17 protein-coding genes are annotated in these 19,034 nt (G+C 54.3%); 15 read left to right on the plus strand and 2 right to left on the minus strand.

What is annotated here, in order from left to right; all coding sequences use genetic code 11:
• Positions 1 to 2: 2 nt before the first annotated feature.
• From dnaE to N909_RS0118495, 11 genes are all read left to right on the plus strand, one after another.
• A complete protein-coding gene (dnaE, locus tag N909_RS0118445; RefSeq protein WP_029917611.1) occupies positions 3 to 3,473 on the plus strand; it encodes a DNA polymerase III subunit alpha in 3,471 nt (1,156 codons plus the stop codon).
• 133 nt (positions 3,474 to 3,606) lie between these two features.
• Positions 3,607 to 4,569, plus strand: coding sequence for an acetyl-CoA carboxylase carboxyl transferase subunit alpha (gene accA, locus N909_RS0118450; RefSeq protein WP_029917612.1), 963 nt, complete (start codon positions 3,607 to 3,609; stop codon positions 4,567 to 4,569).
• A 5-nt stretch (positions 4,570 to 4,574) separates the two neighbouring features.
• Complete coding sequence (locus N909_RS0118455; RefSeq protein ID WP_029917613.1) at positions 4,575 to 5,339, plus strand: septal ring lytic transglycosylase RlpA family protein; 765 nt, start codon at positions 4,575 to 4,577, stop codon at positions 5,337 to 5,339.
• A gap of 313 nt (positions 5,340 to 5,652) precedes the next feature.
• Positions 5,653 to 5,853: a cold-shock protein gene (locus N909_RS0118460; RefSeq protein ID WP_029917614.1), complete on the plus strand. Its 201-nt coding sequence runs from the start codon at positions 5,653 to 5,655 to the stop codon at positions 5,851 to 5,853.
• A 212-nt stretch (positions 5,854 to 6,065) separates the two neighbouring features.
• Positions 6,066 to 7,007 (plus strand): AAA family ATPase, encoded by a 942-nt coding sequence (locus N909_RS0118465; protein WP_029917615.1) that lies wholly within the window; start codon positions 6,066 to 6,068, stop codon positions 7,005 to 7,007.
• Positions 7,008 to 7,027: 20 nt separating this feature from the next.
• Complete coding sequence (locus N909_RS0118470) at positions 7,028 to 7,879, plus strand: DUF58 domain-containing protein (RefSeq protein WP_051689954.1); 852 nt, start codon at positions 7,028 to 7,030, stop codon at positions 7,877 to 7,879.
• Complete coding sequence (locus N909_RS0118475; protein WP_029917617.1) at positions 7,854 to 9,761, plus strand: transglutaminase TgpA family protein; 1,908 nt, start codon at positions 7,854 to 7,856, stop codon at positions 9,759 to 9,761. The genes N909_RS0118470 and N909_RS0118475 overlap by 26 nt, the downstream gene beginning before the upstream one ends.
• Before the next feature lie 92 nt (positions 9,762 to 9,853).
• Entirely contained in the window at positions 9,854 to 10,075 is a 222-nt protein-coding gene (locus N909_RS0118480) for a tautomerase family protein (RefSeq protein WP_029917618.1), read from the plus strand.
• A gap of 18 nt (positions 10,076 to 10,093) precedes the next feature.
• Positions 10,094 to 10,315, plus strand: a complete 222-nt coding sequence (locus tag N909_RS0118485; protein WP_029917619.1) for a hypothetical protein — start codon at positions 10,094 to 10,096, stop codon at positions 10,313 to 10,315.
• 66 nt (positions 10,316 to 10,381) lie between these two features.
• Entirely contained in the window at positions 10,382 to 11,476 is a 1,095-nt protein-coding gene (locus N909_RS0118490) for a ribonuclease Z (RefSeq protein WP_029917620.1), read from the plus strand.
• A 135-nt stretch (positions 11,477 to 11,611) separates the two neighbouring features.
• Positions 11,612 to 12,088 (plus strand): methylglyoxal synthase, encoded by a 477-nt coding sequence (locus tag N909_RS0118495; protein WP_029917621.1) that lies wholly within the window; start codon positions 11,612 to 11,614, stop codon positions 12,086 to 12,088.
• A 7-nt stretch (positions 12,089 to 12,095) separates the two neighbouring features.
• Here the strand turns inward: N909_RS0118495 and tgt are convergent, their stop codons facing one another.
• A complete protein-coding gene (tgt, locus tag N909_RS0118500) occupies positions 12,096 to 13,208 on the minus strand; it encodes a tRNA guanosine(34) transglycosylase Tgt (RefSeq protein WP_029917622.1) in 1,113 nt (370 codons plus the stop codon).
• A 168-nt stretch (positions 13,209 to 13,376) separates the two neighbouring features.
• On the opposite strand from tgt, the gene cas6 reads away from it, so the two are divergent.
• Complete coding sequence (gene cas6 / locus N909_RS0118505; protein ID WP_029917623.1) at positions 13,377 to 14,330, plus strand: CRISPR system precrRNA processing endoribonuclease RAMP protein Cas6; 954 nt, start codon at positions 13,377 to 13,379, stop codon at positions 14,328 to 14,330.
• 78 nt (positions 14,331 to 14,408) lie between these two features.
• Positions 14,409 to 14,804, plus strand: coding sequence for a hypothetical protein (locus N909_RS0118510; RefSeq protein ID WP_029917624.1), 396 nt, complete (start codon positions 14,409 to 14,411; stop codon positions 14,802 to 14,804).
• 63 nt (positions 14,805 to 14,867) lie between these two features.
• Here N909_RS0118510 and eno read toward each other — a convergent pair whose 3' ends face one another.
• Positions 14,868 to 16,154, minus strand: coding sequence for a phosphopyruvate hydratase (gene eno, locus N909_RS0118515; protein ID WP_029917625.1), 1,287 nt, complete (start codon positions 16,152 to 16,154; stop codon positions 14,868 to 14,870).
• Positions 16,155 to 16,287: 133 nt separating this feature from the next.
• Here eno and N909_RS0118520 point away from each other — a divergent pair, with 133 nt between their 5' ends.
• A complete protein-coding gene (locus N909_RS0118520) occupies positions 16,288 to 17,355 on the plus strand; it encodes a TIGR04283 family arsenosugar biosynthesis glycosyltransferase (RefSeq protein ID WP_029917626.1) in 1,068 nt (355 codons plus the stop codon).
• Between the two features lie 183 nt (positions 17,356 to 17,538).
• Positions 17,539 to 18,978 carry an adenosylhomocysteinase gene (ahcY, locus tag N909_RS0118525; protein WP_029917627.1) on the plus strand — a complete coding sequence of 480 codons (1,440 nt, stop codon included), beginning with the start codon at positions 17,539 to 17,541 and terminating at the stop codon, positions 18,976 to 18,978.
• Positions 18,979 to 19,034: the final 56 nt, after the last annotated feature.

A 19,034-nucleotide genomic window follows, 5' to 3' on the forward strand; every position in this document is an offset into this window, starting at 1 on the left:
ATATGGAACACTCCAATTTTGTTCACCTGCATCTGCACAGCCAATACAGCCTGCTTGACGGGGCGATCAAACTGAATGAACTGATCAATCGCGCCAAGGAATTCAAAATGCCGGCCGTGGCCATGACCGACCATGGCAACATGTTCGGCGCTGCAGAGTTTTACAGCAAAGCGATGGCCGCCGGCATCAAGCCGATCCTCGGTTGCGAGGTCTATGTGGCCCCGGGGTCCAGGTTTACCAAAGGGAACGCCAGGGGATCGTCGGAAGCCTCCTATCACCTGGTGCTGCTGTGCATGAACCTGGCCGGTTACAAGAATATCTGTCGGTTGATTTCCGCCGCCTACCGTGAGGGCTTCTATTACAAGCCGCGGATCGACTGGGAACTGCTGGCCGAGCATAATGAAGGATTGATGGCCCTGACGGCCTGTCTGGGCGGGGAACTGCCGACCCTGATCAATCTGAACCAGCCGGAAGAAGCTCTCAACCGGGCTCGGGAGATGGCGCAGATCTTCGACAACGAGCGACTTTATATCGAGCTGCAGGAGAATTACCTGCCGGAGCAGGCCAAAGCCAACGCCGGATTGATCCAGATCGCCAACGAACTGGACCTGCCCCTGGTGGCGACCAACGATTGTCATTATCTGAAAAAGGAAGACGCTTTTGCCCATGAGGTGCTGCTCTGTATCCAGACCGGCAAAACCATGGATGACCCAAATCGGATGCGTTTTCCTAATGACGAGTTCTATCTCAAGTCTTCCGAAGAGATGGCCGCGCTGTTTCCCAACCAACCCGAAGCCATTGCCAATACCATTCGAATTGCCGAGCGTTGCAATCTGGAGCTCGATTTCAAGACCTATCATTTTCCTCAATATGAAAAACCGCAGGATCAGACTCTTGACGAGGTCCTGGCGGATAAAAGCCGTACCGGCCTGGTCGAACGCCTTGCCGAGATCCGTAAGCTACGTGAATTGACGGATGAAGATGTCAAAATTTATGAGGCCCGTCTCGAGGAGGAGTTGACCTGTATCAAGCAGATGGGTTTCCCCGGTTATTTCCTGATCGTGGCCGATTTCATCAACTGGGGCAAGGATCACAACATCCCGGTCGGCCCGGGGCGTGGATCGGCGGCCGGCAGCCTGGTCGCCTTTGCCATCCGTATCACCGATATCGATCCGATCCCCTATAACCTGCTGTTCGAACGCTTTCTCAACCCCGAGCGGATCTCGATGCCTGATATCGACGTCGACTTCTGCATCTACGGCCGAGAGAAAGTCATCGAGTACGTGCGGGCCAAGTACGGGGCGGAAAATGTCGCCCAGATCATCACCTTCGGCACCATGCTGGCCAAAGGTGTGCTGCGTGACGTCGGTCGGGCCTTGAATATTCCTTACGGCGAAGTGGACAAAATCGCCAAGCTGGTTCCCAATGTCCTCGGCATTACCCTGAAGGATGCCATCGAGCAGGAACCGCAGCTTAAAAACCTCATCGAAAAGGATCCCAAGGTCAAGGAGCTGGTCAAAATTGCCCTGGCCCTGGAAGGGTTGACCCGCCACGCTTCGACTCATGCCGCCGGGGTGGTGGTGACGCCGAAACCGCTGCCGGAATACCTGCCCCTCTATGTTGATCCTAAATCCGGTGGTCAGGTGACGCAGTATCCGATGAGTTATGTGGAAAAGATCGGCTTGGTTAAGTTCGATTTCCTCGGTCTGAAAACCCTGACCGTTATCGAGAACGCGGTGCGCCTGATCCGGGCCGGCAAGGACCCGGCGTTCGACCTCAAGCTGGTGCGCGATGACGACCGGAAAACTTACGAGCTGCTCTCCCATGGGGAAACCACCGGGGTCTTCCAGCTCGAATCGAGCGGCATGAAAGAGTATCTGGTCAAATTGAAGCCGAGCTGTTTCGAGGATCTCATCGCTATGGTCGCCCTGTATCGGCCGGGCCCCCTCGGGTCAGGGATGGTCGACTCTTTTATCAAGCGTAAGCACGGGGTGGAAAAGTTCAAATACGATTTTCCCCAGCTGGAGCCGATTCTGAAAGATACCTACGGTGTCATCGTCTATCAGGAACAGGTCATGCTGATTGCCCAGACCCTGGCCAGGTACAGCCTGGGCGGAGCGGATCTGTTGCGCCGGGCAATGGGGAAGAAAAAGCCGGAAGAGATGGCCAAACAGAAGCAGATTTTCATGGCCGGGGCCAAAGAAAATCAGCTTGATCTGAAAAAGGCGGAGGCGGTCTTCGACCTGATGGAGAAGTTTGCGGCTTACGGCTTCAACAAGTCCCACTCTGCAGCCTACGCCCTGGTAGCTTATCATACCGCCTACCTCAAAGCCCATTATCCGGTTGAGTTCATGGCGGCGCTGCTCACCGAGGACATGGAGAATACCGACAAGGTTATTAAGAATATCAGCGAAGTTCGAGCTATGGGCATTGAAGTGCAGCCGCCGGATATCAATGCCTCCGACCGCTCCTTCACCGTTTCTGACGAAGCGATTCGTTTTGGCCTCGGCGCGGTGAAAGGGGTTGGCGCTTCGGCCCTGGAGTCGATCCTGCATGTGCGCAAGGAAGAGCCGTTTGCCTCGTTGCAGGACTTCTGTGAACGGGTTGACCTGCGCAAGGTGAATAAAAAGGTCGGCGAAGCATTGATCAAATGCGGCGCCTTCGATTCCCTGGGCGGGAAACGGGCCCAGTACCTGGCCGGCCTTGAAGAGTCAATGGAGATCGGTCAGCGGCTGCAGAAAGAACAGCAATCCGGGCAGGATTCTCTGTTTGGCAGTGAGGAGATACTCTCGGTCGGCGGGCACGGCTACGGAGTACTGCCGGACATTGCCGAATGGGATGAAAAAACCCTGTTGAGCTATGAAAAAGATGCTCTCGGGTTTTACGTCAGCGGGCACCCGTTGGCCCGTCACAGCGACGCCATCAAACGCTTCGCTACCTGTGAAGCCGCTGCCTTGCATGAGCGGACTGACAAGGAGAAGGTCCGGGTTTGCGGGATTGTCTCCGGAATCAAGGAACTGATCACCAAAAAAGGTGATCGCATGGCGTTTGTCTCCCTGGAGGATCTGAGCGGTTCCGTTGAAGTGGTGGTCTTCCCGGAAGTCTATGCTGCGGGTATGGAACTGCTCAAAGGGGAAGATCCGCTTTTGATCACCGGTGAACTGGATGTCGGGGAAGAGGCCTGCAAGGTGCTGGCAACGGAAGTTGCGCTGCTGAGCGAGGTGAAAAAAACGCTGGCCAGAACGGTGCATATCCGATTGACGACCCCGGGTCTTGGTGATATGCACATGCGTCAGTTGAAATCCATTGTCCAGAAATATCGCGGCGACTGTGAAGTGCGCTTGCACATTGTCATCCCGAATCGCAGCGAAACGGTCATCAAACTGCCTGAACAGCTGAAAATGGCAGCATCCGATGAAGCGATGGCTGATGCGGAAGCTCTGTTCGGGTATAATGTGATGAATTTTGAATAAATTCGCATGGAAACCGATTGGTTCCAGGGACTTATACTTGACCTGCCGGCTCGGAAGCTATACTGTGTTGCACTTCCGGAAACTCAGGATAAAGACCATGCACCGGCAACGTTAACGGGCAGGGAGGAATGCAATGAACCACTACCTCGATTTTGAAAAACCGATCGCCGAACTTGAAACAAAAATCGGCGAATTACGGGAATATTCCACTGATAATGTCGATTTTTCCAGCGAAATAAGTAAGTTGGAGAAAAAAGCCGACAAGCTGAAGAAAGAGATTTTTTCCAATCTGACGCGTTGGCAGCGGACCCAGTTGGCCAGGCATGCCAATCGTCCCTACAGCCTTGATTATATCGACCGCATTTTCACCGACTGGTTTGAAGTCCACGGTGACCGGAATTTCCGGGATGATCCCGCGTTGGTTTGCGGGTTTGCGCGAATTGAGGGTAAGCCCTGTTGCGTCATTGGACATCAAAAGGGGCGCAATACCAAAGAAAAGGTGATGCGCAATTTTGCCATGCCCAACCCGGAAGGGTATCGCAAGGCCTTACGGGTTATGCAGATGGCTGATCAGTTCGGCCTGCCGATCTTCACATTTGTCGATACCCCCGGAGCATTCCCAGGTATCGGTGCCGAAGAGCGTGGCCAAGCTGAAGCGATTGCGCGCAATCTGCGTGAAATGGCCATGCTGAAAGTCCCGGTCATCGTCACTGTGACCGGGGAAGGTGGGTCCGGCGGTGCTCTGGCCATCGCGGTCGGTAACCGTGTGCTGATGATGCAATATTCAGTTTATGCGGTTATTTCGCCGGAAGGCTGTGCGGCTATTCTCTGGGGAGATGGCAGCAAGGGTGCCCAAGCCGCTGAAGCCCTCAAATTGACGGCCCAGGATGTTGACAGTCTCAAGACGGTTATCGATGATGTTGTTCCGGAACCCCTCGGCGGGGCTCACCAGGATCATGATCAAGCCGCCGAGATCCTCAAAGAGTACCTTTTGAAGCATCTGACCGAGCTTGAAGAGTATTCACCCGAAGGCTTGGTCGAGCAACGCTACCAGCGGTTCCGGGCTATGACCGAGGTCGAGGAACCGAAGAAATAAGTTTTATGAAGCAGTTGCTCGGCGTGTGGAAATTATTTTTATTCCTGTCCTTGGCGATAATGCTCTCCAGTTGCGGCGGGGGGCACACCAGCAGAGTGATCGATTCGCCTGCCACCAGAGAGCTGCCCGGTTGGCAGAAGCCCTATGAGGTTGACGGTCAGCGTTATCAACCGCTGAGCAGTCACCAGGGCTTCCAGGAGCGCGGGGTTGCCAGTTGGTATGGGTCCAAATTCCACGGCCGGAAAACCAGTAACGGTGAAACTTATGACATGTATGGTCTGAGTGCCGCCCACAAAACCCTTCCCATGGGTGTTTATGTCAAGGTCACCCATCTGAAAACCGGAAAACAGATTATTGTCCGGGTCAACGATCGAGGGCCTTTTGTGGCCGGTCGGATCATCGATTTATCTTATGGCGCTGCCAAACAACTGGGGATTGTCGAAACAGGAACCGCTCCGGTCCAGGTTGAGGCTCTAGGTTATCGCCAGGTGGTGCAGGGGAAAACCAGTTATGTGGCCCCGGCCAGTTACGATGCCGGGAGTTTCGCCATCCAGATTGGGGCTTTTGCCAATGCTGATAACGCCTATAAACTGGCATCCCAAATGCAGGCAAAATATGGCAAAGCCGTGGTTGCGACAGCGCTTGTCAATGAGCGAAAATTGTATCGGGTCCGGGTCGGTGATTACAAATCTCTGCACCATGCGGAGTTGGCCGTCGCAGATTTTGTCGGTCGCGGATTTACCGGAAGTTTTGTGGTTGCCTTTAATTGAACCTTGTTTGATTTTTTAACAAAGAATTTCTGAAAAAATTACATCTTTTCGATGTTGAATGATTAAAGTATTGAATTTGTTGGTGAAAATATTTTTCAAAATATCATTAGTTGTGCATCTAATTACTTGCTTTTAAATCGGGTCCGTGATAGCGTTGCTTCTGCTTAAAGCCCAGTTTGTGTTGACTTTTTACTGCCAGACAGAGAAGACCCGCACAGACCAAGTTGGGCTGAGCGGTTTTTTTTAGCATGCAGATAAAACGCTGCATCACGTAAACATCCCCACAAGGGGACCCAAGCAAGGAGAAAGCAAGATGGCAGAAGGTACAGTCAAGTGGTTTAACGATTCAAAAGGTTTCGGTTTCATTGAGCAGGATAATGGTCCTGACGTTTTCGTGCATTTTTCAGCAATCAGCGGAGACGGCTTCAAATCTCTGGCGGAAGGCATGCGGGTCAGCTTTGACGTTGTTGAAGGTCAAAAAGGACCTCAAGCCAGCAACGTTTGTAAGCTCTAAAAATATAAAGAGCATAAAATTTCAAGGCCTCGCAGTTTTCTGCGGGGCCTTTTTTGGTTTTTCTTCTCGTCTTCCCATATCCGCTACTCAGCAGTTTTTTCCCAGTCGCCATCGCCGGGTCATGTCCGCTCCTGTTTGCTTTAGTCCTGAGGGCATTTTCACATTTGTTTCCAAATAACGTATAATGCTGACAACGACCGAAAAGGACCGGCATGGAACTTTACCAGCGCAAACAACTTCTTGAAATTGTTGACAGTCTTTCCCGTGACTATCTCCAGGGCAAATATCGGGCGATTCGTACGGCCCTGATCTGTTTATTGGCCGGCGGACACCTGTTAATCGAGGACCTGCCAGGGCTCGGCAAGACCAGCCTGGCTTTGGCGCTGGCCGGGACTCTGGACCTTGATTTCGGACGCATTCAATGCACCAGCGATCTGGTTCCTTCGGATATCACCGGGCTGTCCATCTTCGATCAAAAAAAGAACCATTTCCGTTTTGTCCGTGGCCCGATTTTCAATAATCTCCTGTTGGTTGATGAAATCAACCGAACCACCCCGAAAACCCAAAGCGCCATGCTTGAAGCGATGGAGGAGGCCCGGGTGACGGTGGAAGGGGAGACCTACCTTCTGCCCGATCCGTTTATGGTCATAGCGACCCAGAACCCGCTTGATCAGGTCGGCACCTTTCCGCTCCCCGAGGCCCAGCTTGACCGTTTCCTGCTCAAGACCGACATCGGCTACCCTCCAGCGGCACTGGAAAGGGAGATTATCCGGAACGGCAGTGCCCGGGATGCATTGACCACCATTCAGCCGCTGCTACAACCAGACAAGATCAGACAGACCCGGCAGTTTATCAGGGATGAGATCAAACTTCATAATCGGGTGGTGGATTACATTTATCAGCTGCTCGATGCCAGTCGTAACGAGCCGCGCATCCTCTCTGGAATTTCCACCAGAGGTGGGTTGAGCCTGGCCGCGGCGGCAAAGGTCGTCGCCTATCTCGAAGGCAGGGATTTTGTGATCCCGGAAGATGTTCAGCAAGTGGCCCCGGCGGTGGCAAGCCACCGGATCCTGCTGAACCCTGAATTTCAAATGCTGCGGAAAGAGGAGGTCCTCAAATCTTTGCTAGAAAAAGTCGCCGTTCCTATCGCCTGACTCTGACCCTCGCCGGTGGATTGTATATCCTGTTGACCCTGCTGCTCGGGTTCGCTGCAGTGAATACCGGTAACAACCTGCTTTATCTGTTGGTATCGGCATTGCTGGGTTTTATGGCTGTTTCAGGGCTGCTGGGGCAGCAAAACCTGCAACATGTTATGGTTTCATGTTTGCCGGGGCAGGAATTGTATGCTGGAATTCAGGGCTCTGCGACGGTTAAAGTGTTCAATCGGCACCGGTTCTGGCCGGTTTTTCTGATCAGGGTCGAGATTGCCGGGCATTCATTTCTAGCGCCGATTATTCCCGCCGGCCAGGGGGTGAGCGGACATATCCCTTTGACCATGGCTCGGCGTGGTTATCAGCCGTTGCCCGAACTACGCCTTAAGTCCTGCTTTCCGGTAAATTTTTTTGTTCGCTCCCGGCAATGGAGCGACGAACAGCAATTGCTGGTGTTCCCCACCCCGAGCACCACAACCCAGTCGTTGACCGAGGCTGCGAATCCAGCAGCCCGGGTCCAGGAATCCACGGCAAGAGGCTCCGAAGGCGATATCCACAGCATCGGTGACTACGTCCCCGGTGATCCTCTGAAAACAATCCACTGGAAATTGTCAGCCCGGCAGCAGAACCTGAAAATCAAACAGCTCAATCGTCCTCTTTCAGAAAGTGTTGTTATTGATCTTGCCGAGTTGCCGGGGGAGGTGGAAGCGCGGTTGAGTCAGGGAAGTTATTTGATTAATCATCACTATCGTCAAGGACGGGCCGTCGGCTTGCGGTTGGCGGACCGTTGCTGGGTGCCGGCCCTGGGTGACAGTCATAGGTACCGGTTATTGAAAGCGCTGGCTTTGTATGATCCGTCTCGCCAAAATTCTTGACTACCTGCTCTATGTCGGAGTCTTGGCGGCGCTCATTCCCGCGGCTCCATTTCTGCATTGGTGGGTGCTGGCCGTTCTGGGGAGTGGCTTTTTGTGGGCTGTCTCGCCGCTGCCCGTTGCGGGGCGATTGCCGCGGCTGGGCGTCGCCGGTCTGGTGCTCTGCCTGATCGGGATTCTGATCCCGCGCATGTCCAGAACTGAGATTGTTTTGCCGTTGGTGGAGATCCTCTGTCTGCTGTTGGCCGAACGGCTGATCGGCCCGAAATCTCCCCGTCATATTCTGCAGATTTTTTTACTCGCCCTGGTTGTGTTGGGGGCGTCCTCACTGTTGACCCTGAATATGGTCTATCTTGGCTGTCTGGTGACCCTGGTCACCAGCCTGACCATGGGATTGATCGTCCTGAGTTTTGTCGCGGCGGACAGCCGACTCAGCTTCAGCCGAAATGAATTCAGGCTCCTGGGAAAGGTGTTACTGATGCTGCCCGCCGGTTCCTTGCTCCTGATGGGGTTGCTGTTCTTCATTTTGCCGCGGACCCAGTTGCCACTATGGAATTTTCTCAATCCGCCAGCGCGTTCGACCATTGGTATGACCGACCGGATCCGGCCGGGGTCGGTTGCGGAGCTGGTTGGAAATAACCAGGTTGCTTTTCGGGCTGAAACCGAGCGTTTGCCGGTGGATAAGCTGTATTGGCGCGGGGTGGTGCTGAATCGTATCGCCGGGGCCTCCTGGCTGCGGACCGAACGGATTCCGCCGGAGGGTTATGTGTCGGGGAACGGGCCGCAGCAGCAGGTTGCCATGCAGCTGGAAGCCCAGGCGGATCGTTATCTGGTCAGCCTGGATCATAGCGCTGATCTCAATGGCTTGCGTTATGAACAGACTGCGGATGGGATCTTCCTGCGCCGGGGGCGGGACCGACGCCAGCAGGGGTACCTGATGAATTGGGCTGCGGACAGTCGCCGCCAGCTCCGAGGGAGTATGGAATTTTACCTGGCCCGACCTGACACCGTATCCTCGCGGCTCGCCGAGGTCGCAGCCGGGATCCGTGCCCTTCCGGCTGGTTTTGCGCAGAAGGTGCAGGCCTTGGAAGATTTTTTCCGGGCACAGCAGCTCAGCTATTCAGCCCAGAACATCGCTTTGACAGAGCAGCCGGTTGATTATTTCCTGTTTGAATCCAAGCGGGGCTACTGTGAGTATTTCGCCTCCTCCTTTGCCACCTTGCTGCGCTTGGCCGGGATTCCCAGCCGCTTGGTTGGCGGCTATTTGGGCGGGGACTACAACGAGTTGGGCGGATATTATCTGGTGACGGAAAATCGGGCCCATGTCTGGGTGGAGGCCCTGGATGAACAGGGTGTCTGGCAGCGCCTGGATCCCAGCCGACTGGCGGTCAATGCCGAGCAATCCTTTGCCCGGCAGCGTGGCCAGGGGCTGTCGAACTGGCAGATTTTTACCGACACCCTGGCGCTGCTCTGGACCAGAAGTGTGCTGAACTATGATCTGCAGGGGCAGCTGGCCTTGCTCAAAGCAGCTGTCGGCAAGGTTCAAAACGCTGGGACCGCTCAGTCCGAGCCAACTGCTTCGCAAGCGCCGTTCCTGGTCGGTTTGTCGTTGTTTCTGGTGCTGTCCTTAGCTGGTGGCTGGTTCCTGCGCCGCTTCAGTGTAGTGATTCTGGTGCGGGATTTTCGTCGCAAAGTTGCCCATCAGCAGGGACTTTCTGAATTAACTCCGTCGATCGGGTTGTATCAGGCTGCCGGGCAATTGAAGGATCCGTTGAGTGATGAATTTGCCGGTATTTTGGGGCGCAGTCTGTATACCGATCAACCTCTGACCTGGCAGCAGCGCTGGCGGCTGCGGCGGATCATTAAACTGATTAAATGGCTCTGACTTCGTATTGCTGTTGCATTGTTACTATCCCTTGAGGATAATAACCACTTGAAACTTATTGTTATCCGTCATTGTTTGAAAGGAATCGACTTATGCCGTATGTTGAAGTGAATATCACCAAGGGGGCGAGTAAGGAACAGAAAGCCGAGCTTGTCGACGGTATCACCGAATTGCTGGTGAAAGTCCTTAACAAGAATCCCGCCTCGACTCATGTCATCATCAAGGAGTTTGAAACCGACAGCTGGGGGATTTCCGGACGGTCGGTCAAAAAGTTGCGGGCTGAAGGAAAAACCAATAATATTTCCAAAAGTTGAGTAAAAGGAATTTTGCTTATGTCCAACCCCGGCGAGTTCCTGCAGGCTTGTGCCGACGGTAAGATCTGGGTCTATTGCCCGGTCTGCGAGGATGCGAAAAATATCAACGATGTTGAAAATATCGATTGCATCGGTCACCAATCCTATTGGGGGGATGAACCCTGGTGGCATGACATCCGGGTATTTAAGTGTCCGGAGTGCGAAACCGTGCAGCAATCGAAAATCGAATACCAGCCCTGAATCTGCTTTCCGGGTTGCCAGAAGGGAGCCGTCTGCGCTCCTTTTTTTGTTGGGCTGAGAGTGGTCGTGAAAAACCCTTTCCCATTTCGACACATTGAACCGATATTTTTTGCCGGTTTGCTGGATGACCCGATCCTGCTGGTCCGCATCCGGCCTTCAGGGCGCCTGCTCATGTTCGATTGTGGTCAGGTGCATCATCTCGCCAAGCGAAATTTTACCCATCTGGACGCAATCTTCATCAGCCATGGTCATATGGATCACTGGATGGGCATCGACAGCGTCATCCGCCATCTGATTGCCGCAAACCGCACCCTTGACCTGTTCGGTCCCATTGGACTCGCTGATAAAATGGCTCACAAGCTGGCCGGCTATGACTGGAATCTGGTTGAAGATTATTGGTGTAGTTTCAGGGTCCACGAGATCTCGCCGGCGCAGATCACGACCTATCTGTTCTCCGGTCCTGCCGGTTTCGAGCGCAGTCCGCTGGAGACCAGGACTCACGACAGCAGCCCCATTTACGAGACAACCCACTGCCGGGTCTATGCCGATTCCTGTAGCCACGGTATCGAGAGTCTCATCTACCGGCTTGATGAACGACCGTCCTTCAGAATCGATGCAGCCCGCCTCAAAGAATTAGGGTTGCGCCCTGGTTCCTGGCTTGGCGAACTCAAGGAGTATTTCTTCACCCGCCGGCCAGGGAATATCCGCTTGACGGTGCCCCTCGACAACGGCGTCGAAAAGCAGATCCATGAAATCGGCCAGTTGGATGAGCTGCTCAAGCAGATCGTGTCGCCGCAAACCGTGTCCTCTCTGGGCTATATCAGCGATATCGGCTTTCACGCAGAAAATATCAGGACCATTGCCGGGTTCATGGTCGGAGTCGAGTTACTGTTCTGCGAATGTACCTATTTAAGCGAAGACAAAGAAAAGGCCAGGGTTGCCGACCATCTTTGCAGCGAGGATGTCAATCAATTGCTCAGGATGCTGCGGCCCGCCTGGTTTGTGCCGATGCATTTATCCAAAACCTATCGAAGACGGACCGACCTGCTGTTTCGGCAGCAGGTCCCCCAGCCGCCGACGCGGCTTGTTGTCATGCCGCCATTCATGACTCCGCGGCCGCTGCGGGCTGATGAGGTTGTCTGGAGCGAAATTAGCGAATGACATTGTGAGTAAAAAAATATATTTTTCATCTCTTTTTAACCTTGGAATGACAGCTTGATATGGCTGTAACGGGAATGCGGGCGGCACTGTTGCTGTTTGCTCCTGTTTGCTAACGAAAAAAGGAACTGGATGACTATGGAAAAGACCAAGCGGATCGCCCTTGTGGCCCATGATAATAGAAAAAAGGACCTGATCGAATGGGTCGAGTGGAATTTTGCCGCTCTTAAACAGCATCAGCTGGTTTCGACCGGGACCACGGGCCGACTGGTCGAAGAGGCGATGAAAGACAAACTGACGGAAAAAGATGCCGATGCCTTTCACATCGTCAAATTGAAGTCGGGCCCGCTCGGAGGGGATCAGCAGTTAGGGGCGATGATCTGCGATGGTGAGATCGATATGGTTATCTTCCTCTGGGACCCCATGCAGCCGCAGCCCCACGATGTTGATGTCAAAGCCCTGTTAAGAATTTCGGCTTTATACAACATTCCGACGGCCTGCAACCGCTCCACCGCAGATTTCCTTATTTCATCGCCACTGCTCCATGAAGCGTACACGCCGACGGTCAAAGATTATTCGAGTTATATCACCCGCACGGTCCCCGGGGACCGCTGACCGGGAGTTATTTACCGTCAGCCAGGTATTCGGCGAGGAAGTCCTTTTTGAACGCCTTGAAATCGTTAGCCTCAATGGCCGCCCGGGCTCCGGCGACCATATTGAGATAGAAGCGGACATTGTGAATCGCCGCCAGGGTCGCGGAAAGGATTTCGTTGGCGTTATACAGGTGATGCAGGTACGCCCGAGTAAAGTTGCGACAGCAGTAGCAATCGCAGGACGGATCAACCGGGAAAAAATCCCGCCTGAAGTTACGATTGGTCAGACGGATTTTTCCCCGTCTGGTGAACAACGTGGCACTACGCGCATAACGGGTCGGGATGACGCAGTCGAACATATCCATGCCGCGTTCGATGGATTCGAGGATGTCTTCGGGCAGACCGACCCCCATCAGGTAGCGGGGTTTGTGCTTGGGCAGGAACGGTTCGGTATAGTCCACCACCTGCTTCAGCAGTTCGAGCCCTTCGCCGACGCTGACCCCGCCGATGGCATAACCGGGAAAATCCATAGCGGTCAGCTCTTCGGCGCAGATACGCCGTAAATCTTCGTAAACACTGCCCTGGACGATACCGAACAGGGCCTGATCCCGGCGCGCGTGATGTGTGAGACAGCTCTGCGCCCAGCGGATGGTCTTTTTGATCGATTTGGCAGCGTAATCATGGCTGGACGGATAGGGGATGCACTCGTCAAAGGCCATGATGATGTCAGCGCCCAGGTCGTTTTCGATCTGCATGGCTTCTTTCGGGCCGAGGAAAATCTCCTCCCCGCTGAACTCATGCCGAAAGTGTACGCCGTCCTCGCCGATTCTTTTTTTCGGCAGGGAAAACACCTGAAACCCGCCGCTGTCTGTCAAAATCGGCTTATCCCAGTTCATGAATTTATGCAGCCCGCCGGCTTTTTTGACCAGCCCTTCTCCAGGTTTCAGATGCAGGTGATAGGTATTGGAGAGAATAATCTGGGCTTCGGTTTCAAGAACCTGGGCCGGGGTCATGGCTTTCAGTGCGCCGTGGGTCCCCACCGGCATGAAAATCGGCGTCTCAATGGTTCCGTGCGGGGTTTCCAGCCGTCCGCGGCGGGCCCGGGTGCTGCTGTCTTCATTGATCAGGGTAAATTGAAACATCCGTTTTCTCTCCGTTTATATCTTTAAGTGACAAGCAATTTCTGAACGGTTAGACTGGCGCGTGCGGTGGCCATCCCGGCAAGGCGCGGTGGTCTTTTTGCAACGGTCACACCGTTGGCTCAGGTTGTAGCAAAAACTTGAGCCGGGCGCAATTAAATCGGAGTCAGCATGGGATATCTCCCGCCATTTCCTGCGCAATTGGAGCGTGTTGAATACATCAAGCTCTTTTTTTTCCTCGAATTCAAGGATTCTTTCGACCTGCCTCCTTCAGGTGCTCTGCAATTGCGGCGAGAGCTATCGCGCGCTCTCGTAAAAATGCAGGGACAGGCTGATGCGTCCGCACTGGCCCGGCTCTCCGCATTGTTACAACCGCCGCTCCCGGCCGACCCATTGCTGAGAAAACAGGTCCAGAAACCATCGCCCGCGCTGGTCCTTGCCCCTGACTGTACTGTTGCCGGTCCCATTGAGGCGGGGCGGACAATGGTGCTGCCGGTTCTCCTGCTGGGCTCTGGAATTCATGCCCTGCAACCGTTCATTGAGCTTATCAGGGAATTAGGCACGCTGGGCTTTTATTGCAACCGCGGCCGCTTCAAACTGGTCCGGCTTGAGGCTGAACAGGCCGCCGGATCAACCGTCCCGCTCCCTTTCGACAGCATTGACCAGGCACCCCTGGCCCCGCCCATCTGTGATCTGGGCTGGTGGCTGGAACGGCAGGTGCAAACCGGAGTTCCGCTACGGATTGATCTGAGCAGCCCGTTACGGCTGCTGCGTCAGGGGAAGCCTCTGTTCAAGGCCAGCTTCGGGGAGATATTCCCCTTTATTCTGCGCCGGGTGACCGGAATGCTCGCCAGTCATGCCGGGGTTGATAATATCTGTTCCCCGACGACGTTGATTGCGGCTGCCGGCCAGGTCAAAGAGCTTGAGAACAGCCTGCGCTGGTTTGATTTGCGCAGCTTGCAACGGGACCGGGGAGAGCAGAAGCTGGGGGGATTGATGGGGCATCTGCTCCTCGAGGGGGATGCCCTCTCCGAATTGCTGTGGGTGCTGCAGATTGGCAGTCTGTTGAATCTGGGGAAGGGGGCATCCTTCGGTCATGGTCAGTATGGCCTTTGTGTTTCTTGAACAGAGGCTTGTCGCAGGTTATCATAATATCTGGGTGCTTCTTCTACTGGTGTTGTTTTCTGTGCTGCGGAGGTGAAAATGTTCGGATTTCTGATTCTGTTACTGGTTCTTGGTGGTGGATTTTACTTCTACCAACGACTGAAAGCGCTTGAAGCCGAGATCAGGGCGGAACAGGCTACCGCGACGCCATCACCATCGCACAGCGATGATGCGTCCCCCAAAGCTGAACCAGCCCGCCCGGCAGGGCAGGTGCATCCTTTGGTTGTTGAACGCGCCGAGCAGACACCTGCGTCTGCGGAAGAGATTGTGCTGGCCGCGGTTCGAAAAAATCCCGGACTCAGGCAGACCGACCTGTACGGACAGGTGGCCACTTTGGGAAATCGGCAATTGCAGGTGTTGTTAAAAGAGATGGCTGAGCAGGGGCGTTTGCAGCGAAAAAAACAGGGCAGCAGCTATTTGCTGTTTCCGGAATAAAGACCAAACAAAAAGGGCGGAAATTGCTTTCCGCCCTTGCTTCGTATCTATTCAGGCTGCTTATTAACGCAGGTTGTAGAAAACGTTTTTGCCGTTGAAAACGGCGGTATCGTCGAGCTCGTCTTCAATACGTAGCAACTGGTTGTATTTGCAGACGCGGTCGGTCCGGCACAGCGAACCGGTTTTGATCTGCCCGGCGTTGGTGGCCACGGCCAGATCGGCAATGGTGGTGTCTTCGGTTTCGCCGCTACGGTGGGAAACCACCGCGGTGTAACCGGCCCGTTTGGCCATTTCAATGGCTTCGAGGGTTTCGGTCAGGGTGCCGATCTGATTGACTTTGATCAGAATGGAGTTGGCAATCCCTTTCTCAATCCCTTCCTTGAGGATCTTGGTGTTGGTGACGAACAGGTCGTCGCCGACGATCTGGATTTTGTCGCCCAGCTTGTCGGTCAGCAATTTCCAGCCCTCCCAGTCGTTCTCGGCCATGCCGTCTTCGATGGAGACGATGGGGTAACGGTCGACCAGGTCGGCATAGAAGGCGACCATGTCGGCAGCGCTTTTTACCGGCTGAGCTTCGTTGGCGAGGGTGTACTTGCCGTCTTCGTAAAGCTCGGAAGCTGCTGTATCAAGGGCCAGCAGGACATCGTCCCCGGCCTTGTAGCCGGCTGCCGCGATTGCTTCCATGATAACCTGCAGAGCCTCTTCATTGCTCTTCAAGTCCGGAGCAAAGCCCCCTTCGTCACCGACGGCGGTGTTGTAACCCTTGCTGGCCAGGACCTTTTTGAGGGCATGGAAGATCTCTGCGCCCATGCGCAACGCTTCTTTGAAGCTGGATGCGCCGGCCGGCATGATCATGAATTCCTGGATGTCGACGTTGTTGTCCGCATGCTCGCCACCGTTAAGGATATTCATCATCGGAACCGGCAGCTCTTTGGCATTGGCGCCGCCAATATACTGATAAAGGGGCAGACCGGCGTCTTCGGCCGCGGCTTTGGCGCAAGCCATGGAGACGCCGAGCAGGGCATTGGCACCCAGCTTGCTCTTGAAGTCGGTACCGTCGAGTTCCAGCAGCTTTTTATCAATGCCGATCTGATCACTGGCTTCCCAACCGATCAGTTCGACAGCGATGACTTCATTGACATGCTCGACTGCCTTGAGAACGCCTTTGCCGAGATAGCGTGCTTTATCGCCGTCACGCAGCTCAAGGGCTTCGCGTTCACCGGTCGATGCGCCGCTGGGGACGGCTGCCCGACCCATGACGCCTGATTCCAAAGATACTTCGACTTCTACCGTTGGATTGCCGCGCGAATCGAGTATCTCGCGAGCGTAGATGTCAATAATTTCACTCATCTCTTACTCCCTTGTGTTCTCTGGTGCAAAAAGTTAATGTCCCGGAATAGTTCCGGGACGGGTTGTGCAGAATTGCAGGGTTACTTATATCATAAGAAAAGCGAAATGAAAGTCAATTTTGTGTGGCAATGGCATGAACGACCAGAATAAGCAACCAGAAATCAGCATAGTTGTTCCAATTGTCAACGAGATCGAAGAACTGTTCGGTTTCCTTGAAAATCTGGCTACACAAAAGGATATTCACTTCCAACTGCTGGTGGTCGATGGCGGGTCGACGGATGGCAGTGTCGAATACCTCCAGCAGCAGCGGGTGATTCCGGATCTGCTGCTGATCCAGGGACTGGTCGGTCGCGGGCGGCAGTTGAACCAGGGAGCCCGGGCGGCTACAGGTGCCCATCTGTTGTTTCTGCATGTCGACAGCCGCTTTGCCGATCCTTTGGCGCTGAGAAAAAGCCTGCTTTATCTGCAGCGAACCGGCAGTTCTCGGGTTGCGGGGCATTTTGCCCTCAGTTTCCGTCGTGCCACCGGTGATCGGTCACTCGGCTACTATTTTTACGAATGGAAAGCACGGACCGGTCGATCGGAAACCATTCATGGCGATCAGGGGTTTCTGCTTTCCCGGCAGCTGTTTAACGGTCTGGGCGGGTTTCGTGAAGACCTTCCGGTCATGGAGGATACCGATCTGGCGGAGCGGCTACGGCAAGACGCTCAGTGGCAGTTGCTGCCGGCGGTGATCAGGACATCCGCGCGCCGTTTTGAGATGGAAGGCTTGTGGCAGCGGCAACTGCTCGGAGCTTTGCTGATGTGTTTTCGCAGCATCGGCTGGAGCGAATTTTTTGCGCAGGCACCTGGTATCTATCGGCAGCAGAGCATGTCCTCTCAGCTCCGGCTGTGCCCATTTTTCAGTTTGGTCCTGGATTTGCTGAATGATTTGCCGCGCCGGGAGCGATGGCGGATCTGGTTGGCCAGTGGCGGCTATGTGCGGGATCACGCCTGGCAAATATTTTTGTTTTTGGATGTGTGGCGAGCGTTCCGACAGGATTGCCCGGTGGGGGGCGGAGCCTTGCGGCAGCTGGCATTTTGGGAGCCGGTTTTTGATTTTTTGACCGCAAATTCCATTGGTCGATTTGCCGCGGCATTGATGTTGCGTGGTTGGTTTGCCGGTTGTTATCACTGGCTGCAACAGCGGGAAAATCGATAAACAGACCTGTCTTCCTGTTGCCGAGGCGGCACTGGCAGGATTTTCCCATCAATATTCAGTTAGTCGTTGTTCGCTCTGGGCCCTGCTTCTGGTGAGTCACCAACTTGTTTCCGGCGCTCGATTTATGGTACATGAATCAGGCGAACCTACACTACAGTCAATTAAATAAGGAGATAAATAATCGTGTCCACTTCCCGTGATTTTAAAGTAAAAGACCTGTCTCTGGCCGCCTGGGGGCGGAAGGAAATTCTGCTCGCTCAGGAAGAAATGCCCGGCCTGATGGCGTTGCGCCAGGAATACGACGGTCAACTTCCATTGCAGGGGGCTCGTATCACCGGGTCTTTACACATGACCATTCAGACCGCAGTGCTGATCGAAACTTTGGTCGCGCTGGGCGCCAAAGTGCGCTGGTGTTCCTGCAATATTTTTTCGACGCAGGATCATGCCGCTGCTGCGGTCGCGGTCGGTCCGAACGGGACTATCGAAGACCCTGCCGGCGTTCCGGTTTTTGCCTGGAAAGGGGAAAGTCTCGCTGAATACTGGTGGTGTACCGAGCAGGCTCTGGTCTGGCCCGACGGTGGCTATCCGAACATGATCCTCGATGACGGGGGGGATGCGACCATGTTCGTCCTGAAAGGGAATGAATGGCAGAAAAACAGTGTGCCCGCCATCAGTGACGATGATCCAGATGACTGGTGCGAACTGGTCAAAACCTTGGAAAAATCGATTGCCGCCAACCCGGGACGCTGGATTCAGACGGCAGAGTCGATCAAAGGGGTGACTGAAGAAACCACCACCGGTGTCCATCGTCTCTACCAGATGGAAAAAGAAGGCAGTCTGTTGTTCCCGGCCATGAACGTCAATGATGCGGTCACAAAGTCCAAATTTGATAATGTTTACGGCTGCCGCCATTCATTGGTCGACGGAATCATGCGGGCCACCGATGTCATGCTGTCCGGCAAGGTTGCCGTGGTTTGCGGCTACGGCGATGTGGGCAAGGGTTGCTGTCAGTCCCTGCGCGGGCAGGGAGCCCGAGTGATCGTGACCGAAATCGATCCGATCTGTGCCCTGCAGGCGCTGATGGAAGGCTATGAAGTGAAGCGGGTCGAAGATGTCCTGGACTACGCCGACCTGTATGTGACGACCACGGGGAATAAAAACGTCATTACCCTGGAACACATGCGGCAGATGAAAAATAATGCCATTGTCGGCAATATCGGCCATTTTGACAATGAAATCGAGATGAGCGCCATGGAGCGCGATCCCGAAGTCAGAAAAGAAAATATCAAGCCCCAGGTCGATCGTTGGGTGTTCGCCGATGGCCATGGCGTCATTATCCTGGCCGAAGGGCGACTGCTCAATTTGGGCTGTGCCACCGGACATCCCAGTTTTGTGATGTCAAACTCTTTTACCAACCAGGTTATGGCCCAGATCGAACTGTTCAAAAACAGCTCTCAGTATGAAAACAAAGTCTATGTCCTGCCCAAGGAACTGGACGAAAAGGTTGCCCGCTTGCATCTTGACAAGCTTGGCGCAAAATTGACGGTTTTGACCGAAGATCAGTCCAAGTACCTGGGGGTCCCCGTGACCGGTCCTTACAAGCCGGATACCTATCGTTATTGAGAATATGGACTGCTGTTGATGTCTGTAGAGCCCCGTGTGGTTGACCATGCGGGGTT

Origin of the sequence: Pelobacter seleniigenes DSM 18267 (assembly GCF_000711225.1) — a bacterium.
Taxonomy (GTDB): Bacteria; Desulfobacterota; Desulfuromonadia; order Desulfuromonadales; family Geopsychrobacteraceae; genus Seleniibacterium; species Seleniibacterium seleniigenes.

What these genes read in the sequence shown, in the direction of transcription:
- N909_RS0118465 (WP_029917615.1), top strand. Translation starts at nt 6,066, where the DNA reads ATGGAACTTTACCAGCGCAAACAACTTCTTGAAATTGTTGACAGTCTT.
- N909_RS0118510 (WP_029917624.1), top strand. Translation starts at nt 14,409, where the DNA reads ATGTTCGGATTTCTGATTCTGTTACTGGTTCTTGGTGGTGGATTTTAC.
- accA (WP_029917612.1), top strand. Translation starts at nt 3,607, where the DNA reads ATGAACCACTACCTCGATTTTGAAAAACCGATCGCCGAACTTGAAACA.
- N909_RS0118480 (WP_029917618.1), top strand. Translation starts at nt 9,854, where the DNA reads ATGCCGTATGTTGAAGTGAATATCACCAAGGGGGCGAGTAAGGAACAG.
- cas6 (WP_029917623.1), top strand. Translation starts at nt 13,377, where the DNA reads ATGGGATATCTCCCGCCATTTCCTGCGCAATTGGAGCGTGTTGAATAC.
- N909_RS0118485 (WP_029917619.1), top strand. Translation starts at nt 10,094, where the DNA reads ATGTCCAACCCCGGCGAGTTCCTGCAGGCTTGTGCCGACGGTAAGATC.
- eno (WP_029917625.1), bottom strand. Translation starts at nt 16,154, where the DNA reads ATGAGTGAAATTATTGACATCTACGCTCGCGAGATACTCGATTCGCGC.
- dnaE (WP_029917611.1), top strand. Translation starts at nt 3, where the DNA reads ATGGAACACTCCAATTTTGTTCACCTGCATCTGCACAGCCAATACAGC.
- N909_RS0118455 (WP_029917613.1), top strand. Translation starts at nt 4,575, where the DNA reads ATGAAGCAGTTGCTCGGCGTGTGGAAATTATTTTTATTCCTGTCCTTG.
- N909_RS0118475 (WP_029917617.1), top strand. Translation starts at nt 7,854, where the DNA reads ATGATCCGTCTCGCCAAAATTCTTGACTACCTGCTCTATGTCGGAGTC.
- tgt (WP_029917622.1), bottom strand. Translation starts at nt 13,208, where the DNA reads ATGTTTCAATTTACCCTGATCAATGAAGACAGCAGCACCCGGGCCCGC.
- N909_RS0118520 (WP_029917626.1), top strand. Translation starts at nt 16,288, where the DNA reads ATGAACGACCAGAATAAGCAACCAGAAATCAGCATAGTTGTTCCAATT.
- N909_RS0118495 (WP_029917621.1), top strand. Translation starts at nt 11,612, where the DNA reads ATGGAAAAGACCAAGCGGATCGCCCTTGTGGCCCATGATAATAGAAAA.
- N909_RS0118460 (WP_029917614.1), top strand. Translation starts at nt 5,653, where the DNA reads ATGGCAGAAGGTACAGTCAAGTGGTTTAACGATTCAAAAGGTTTCGGT.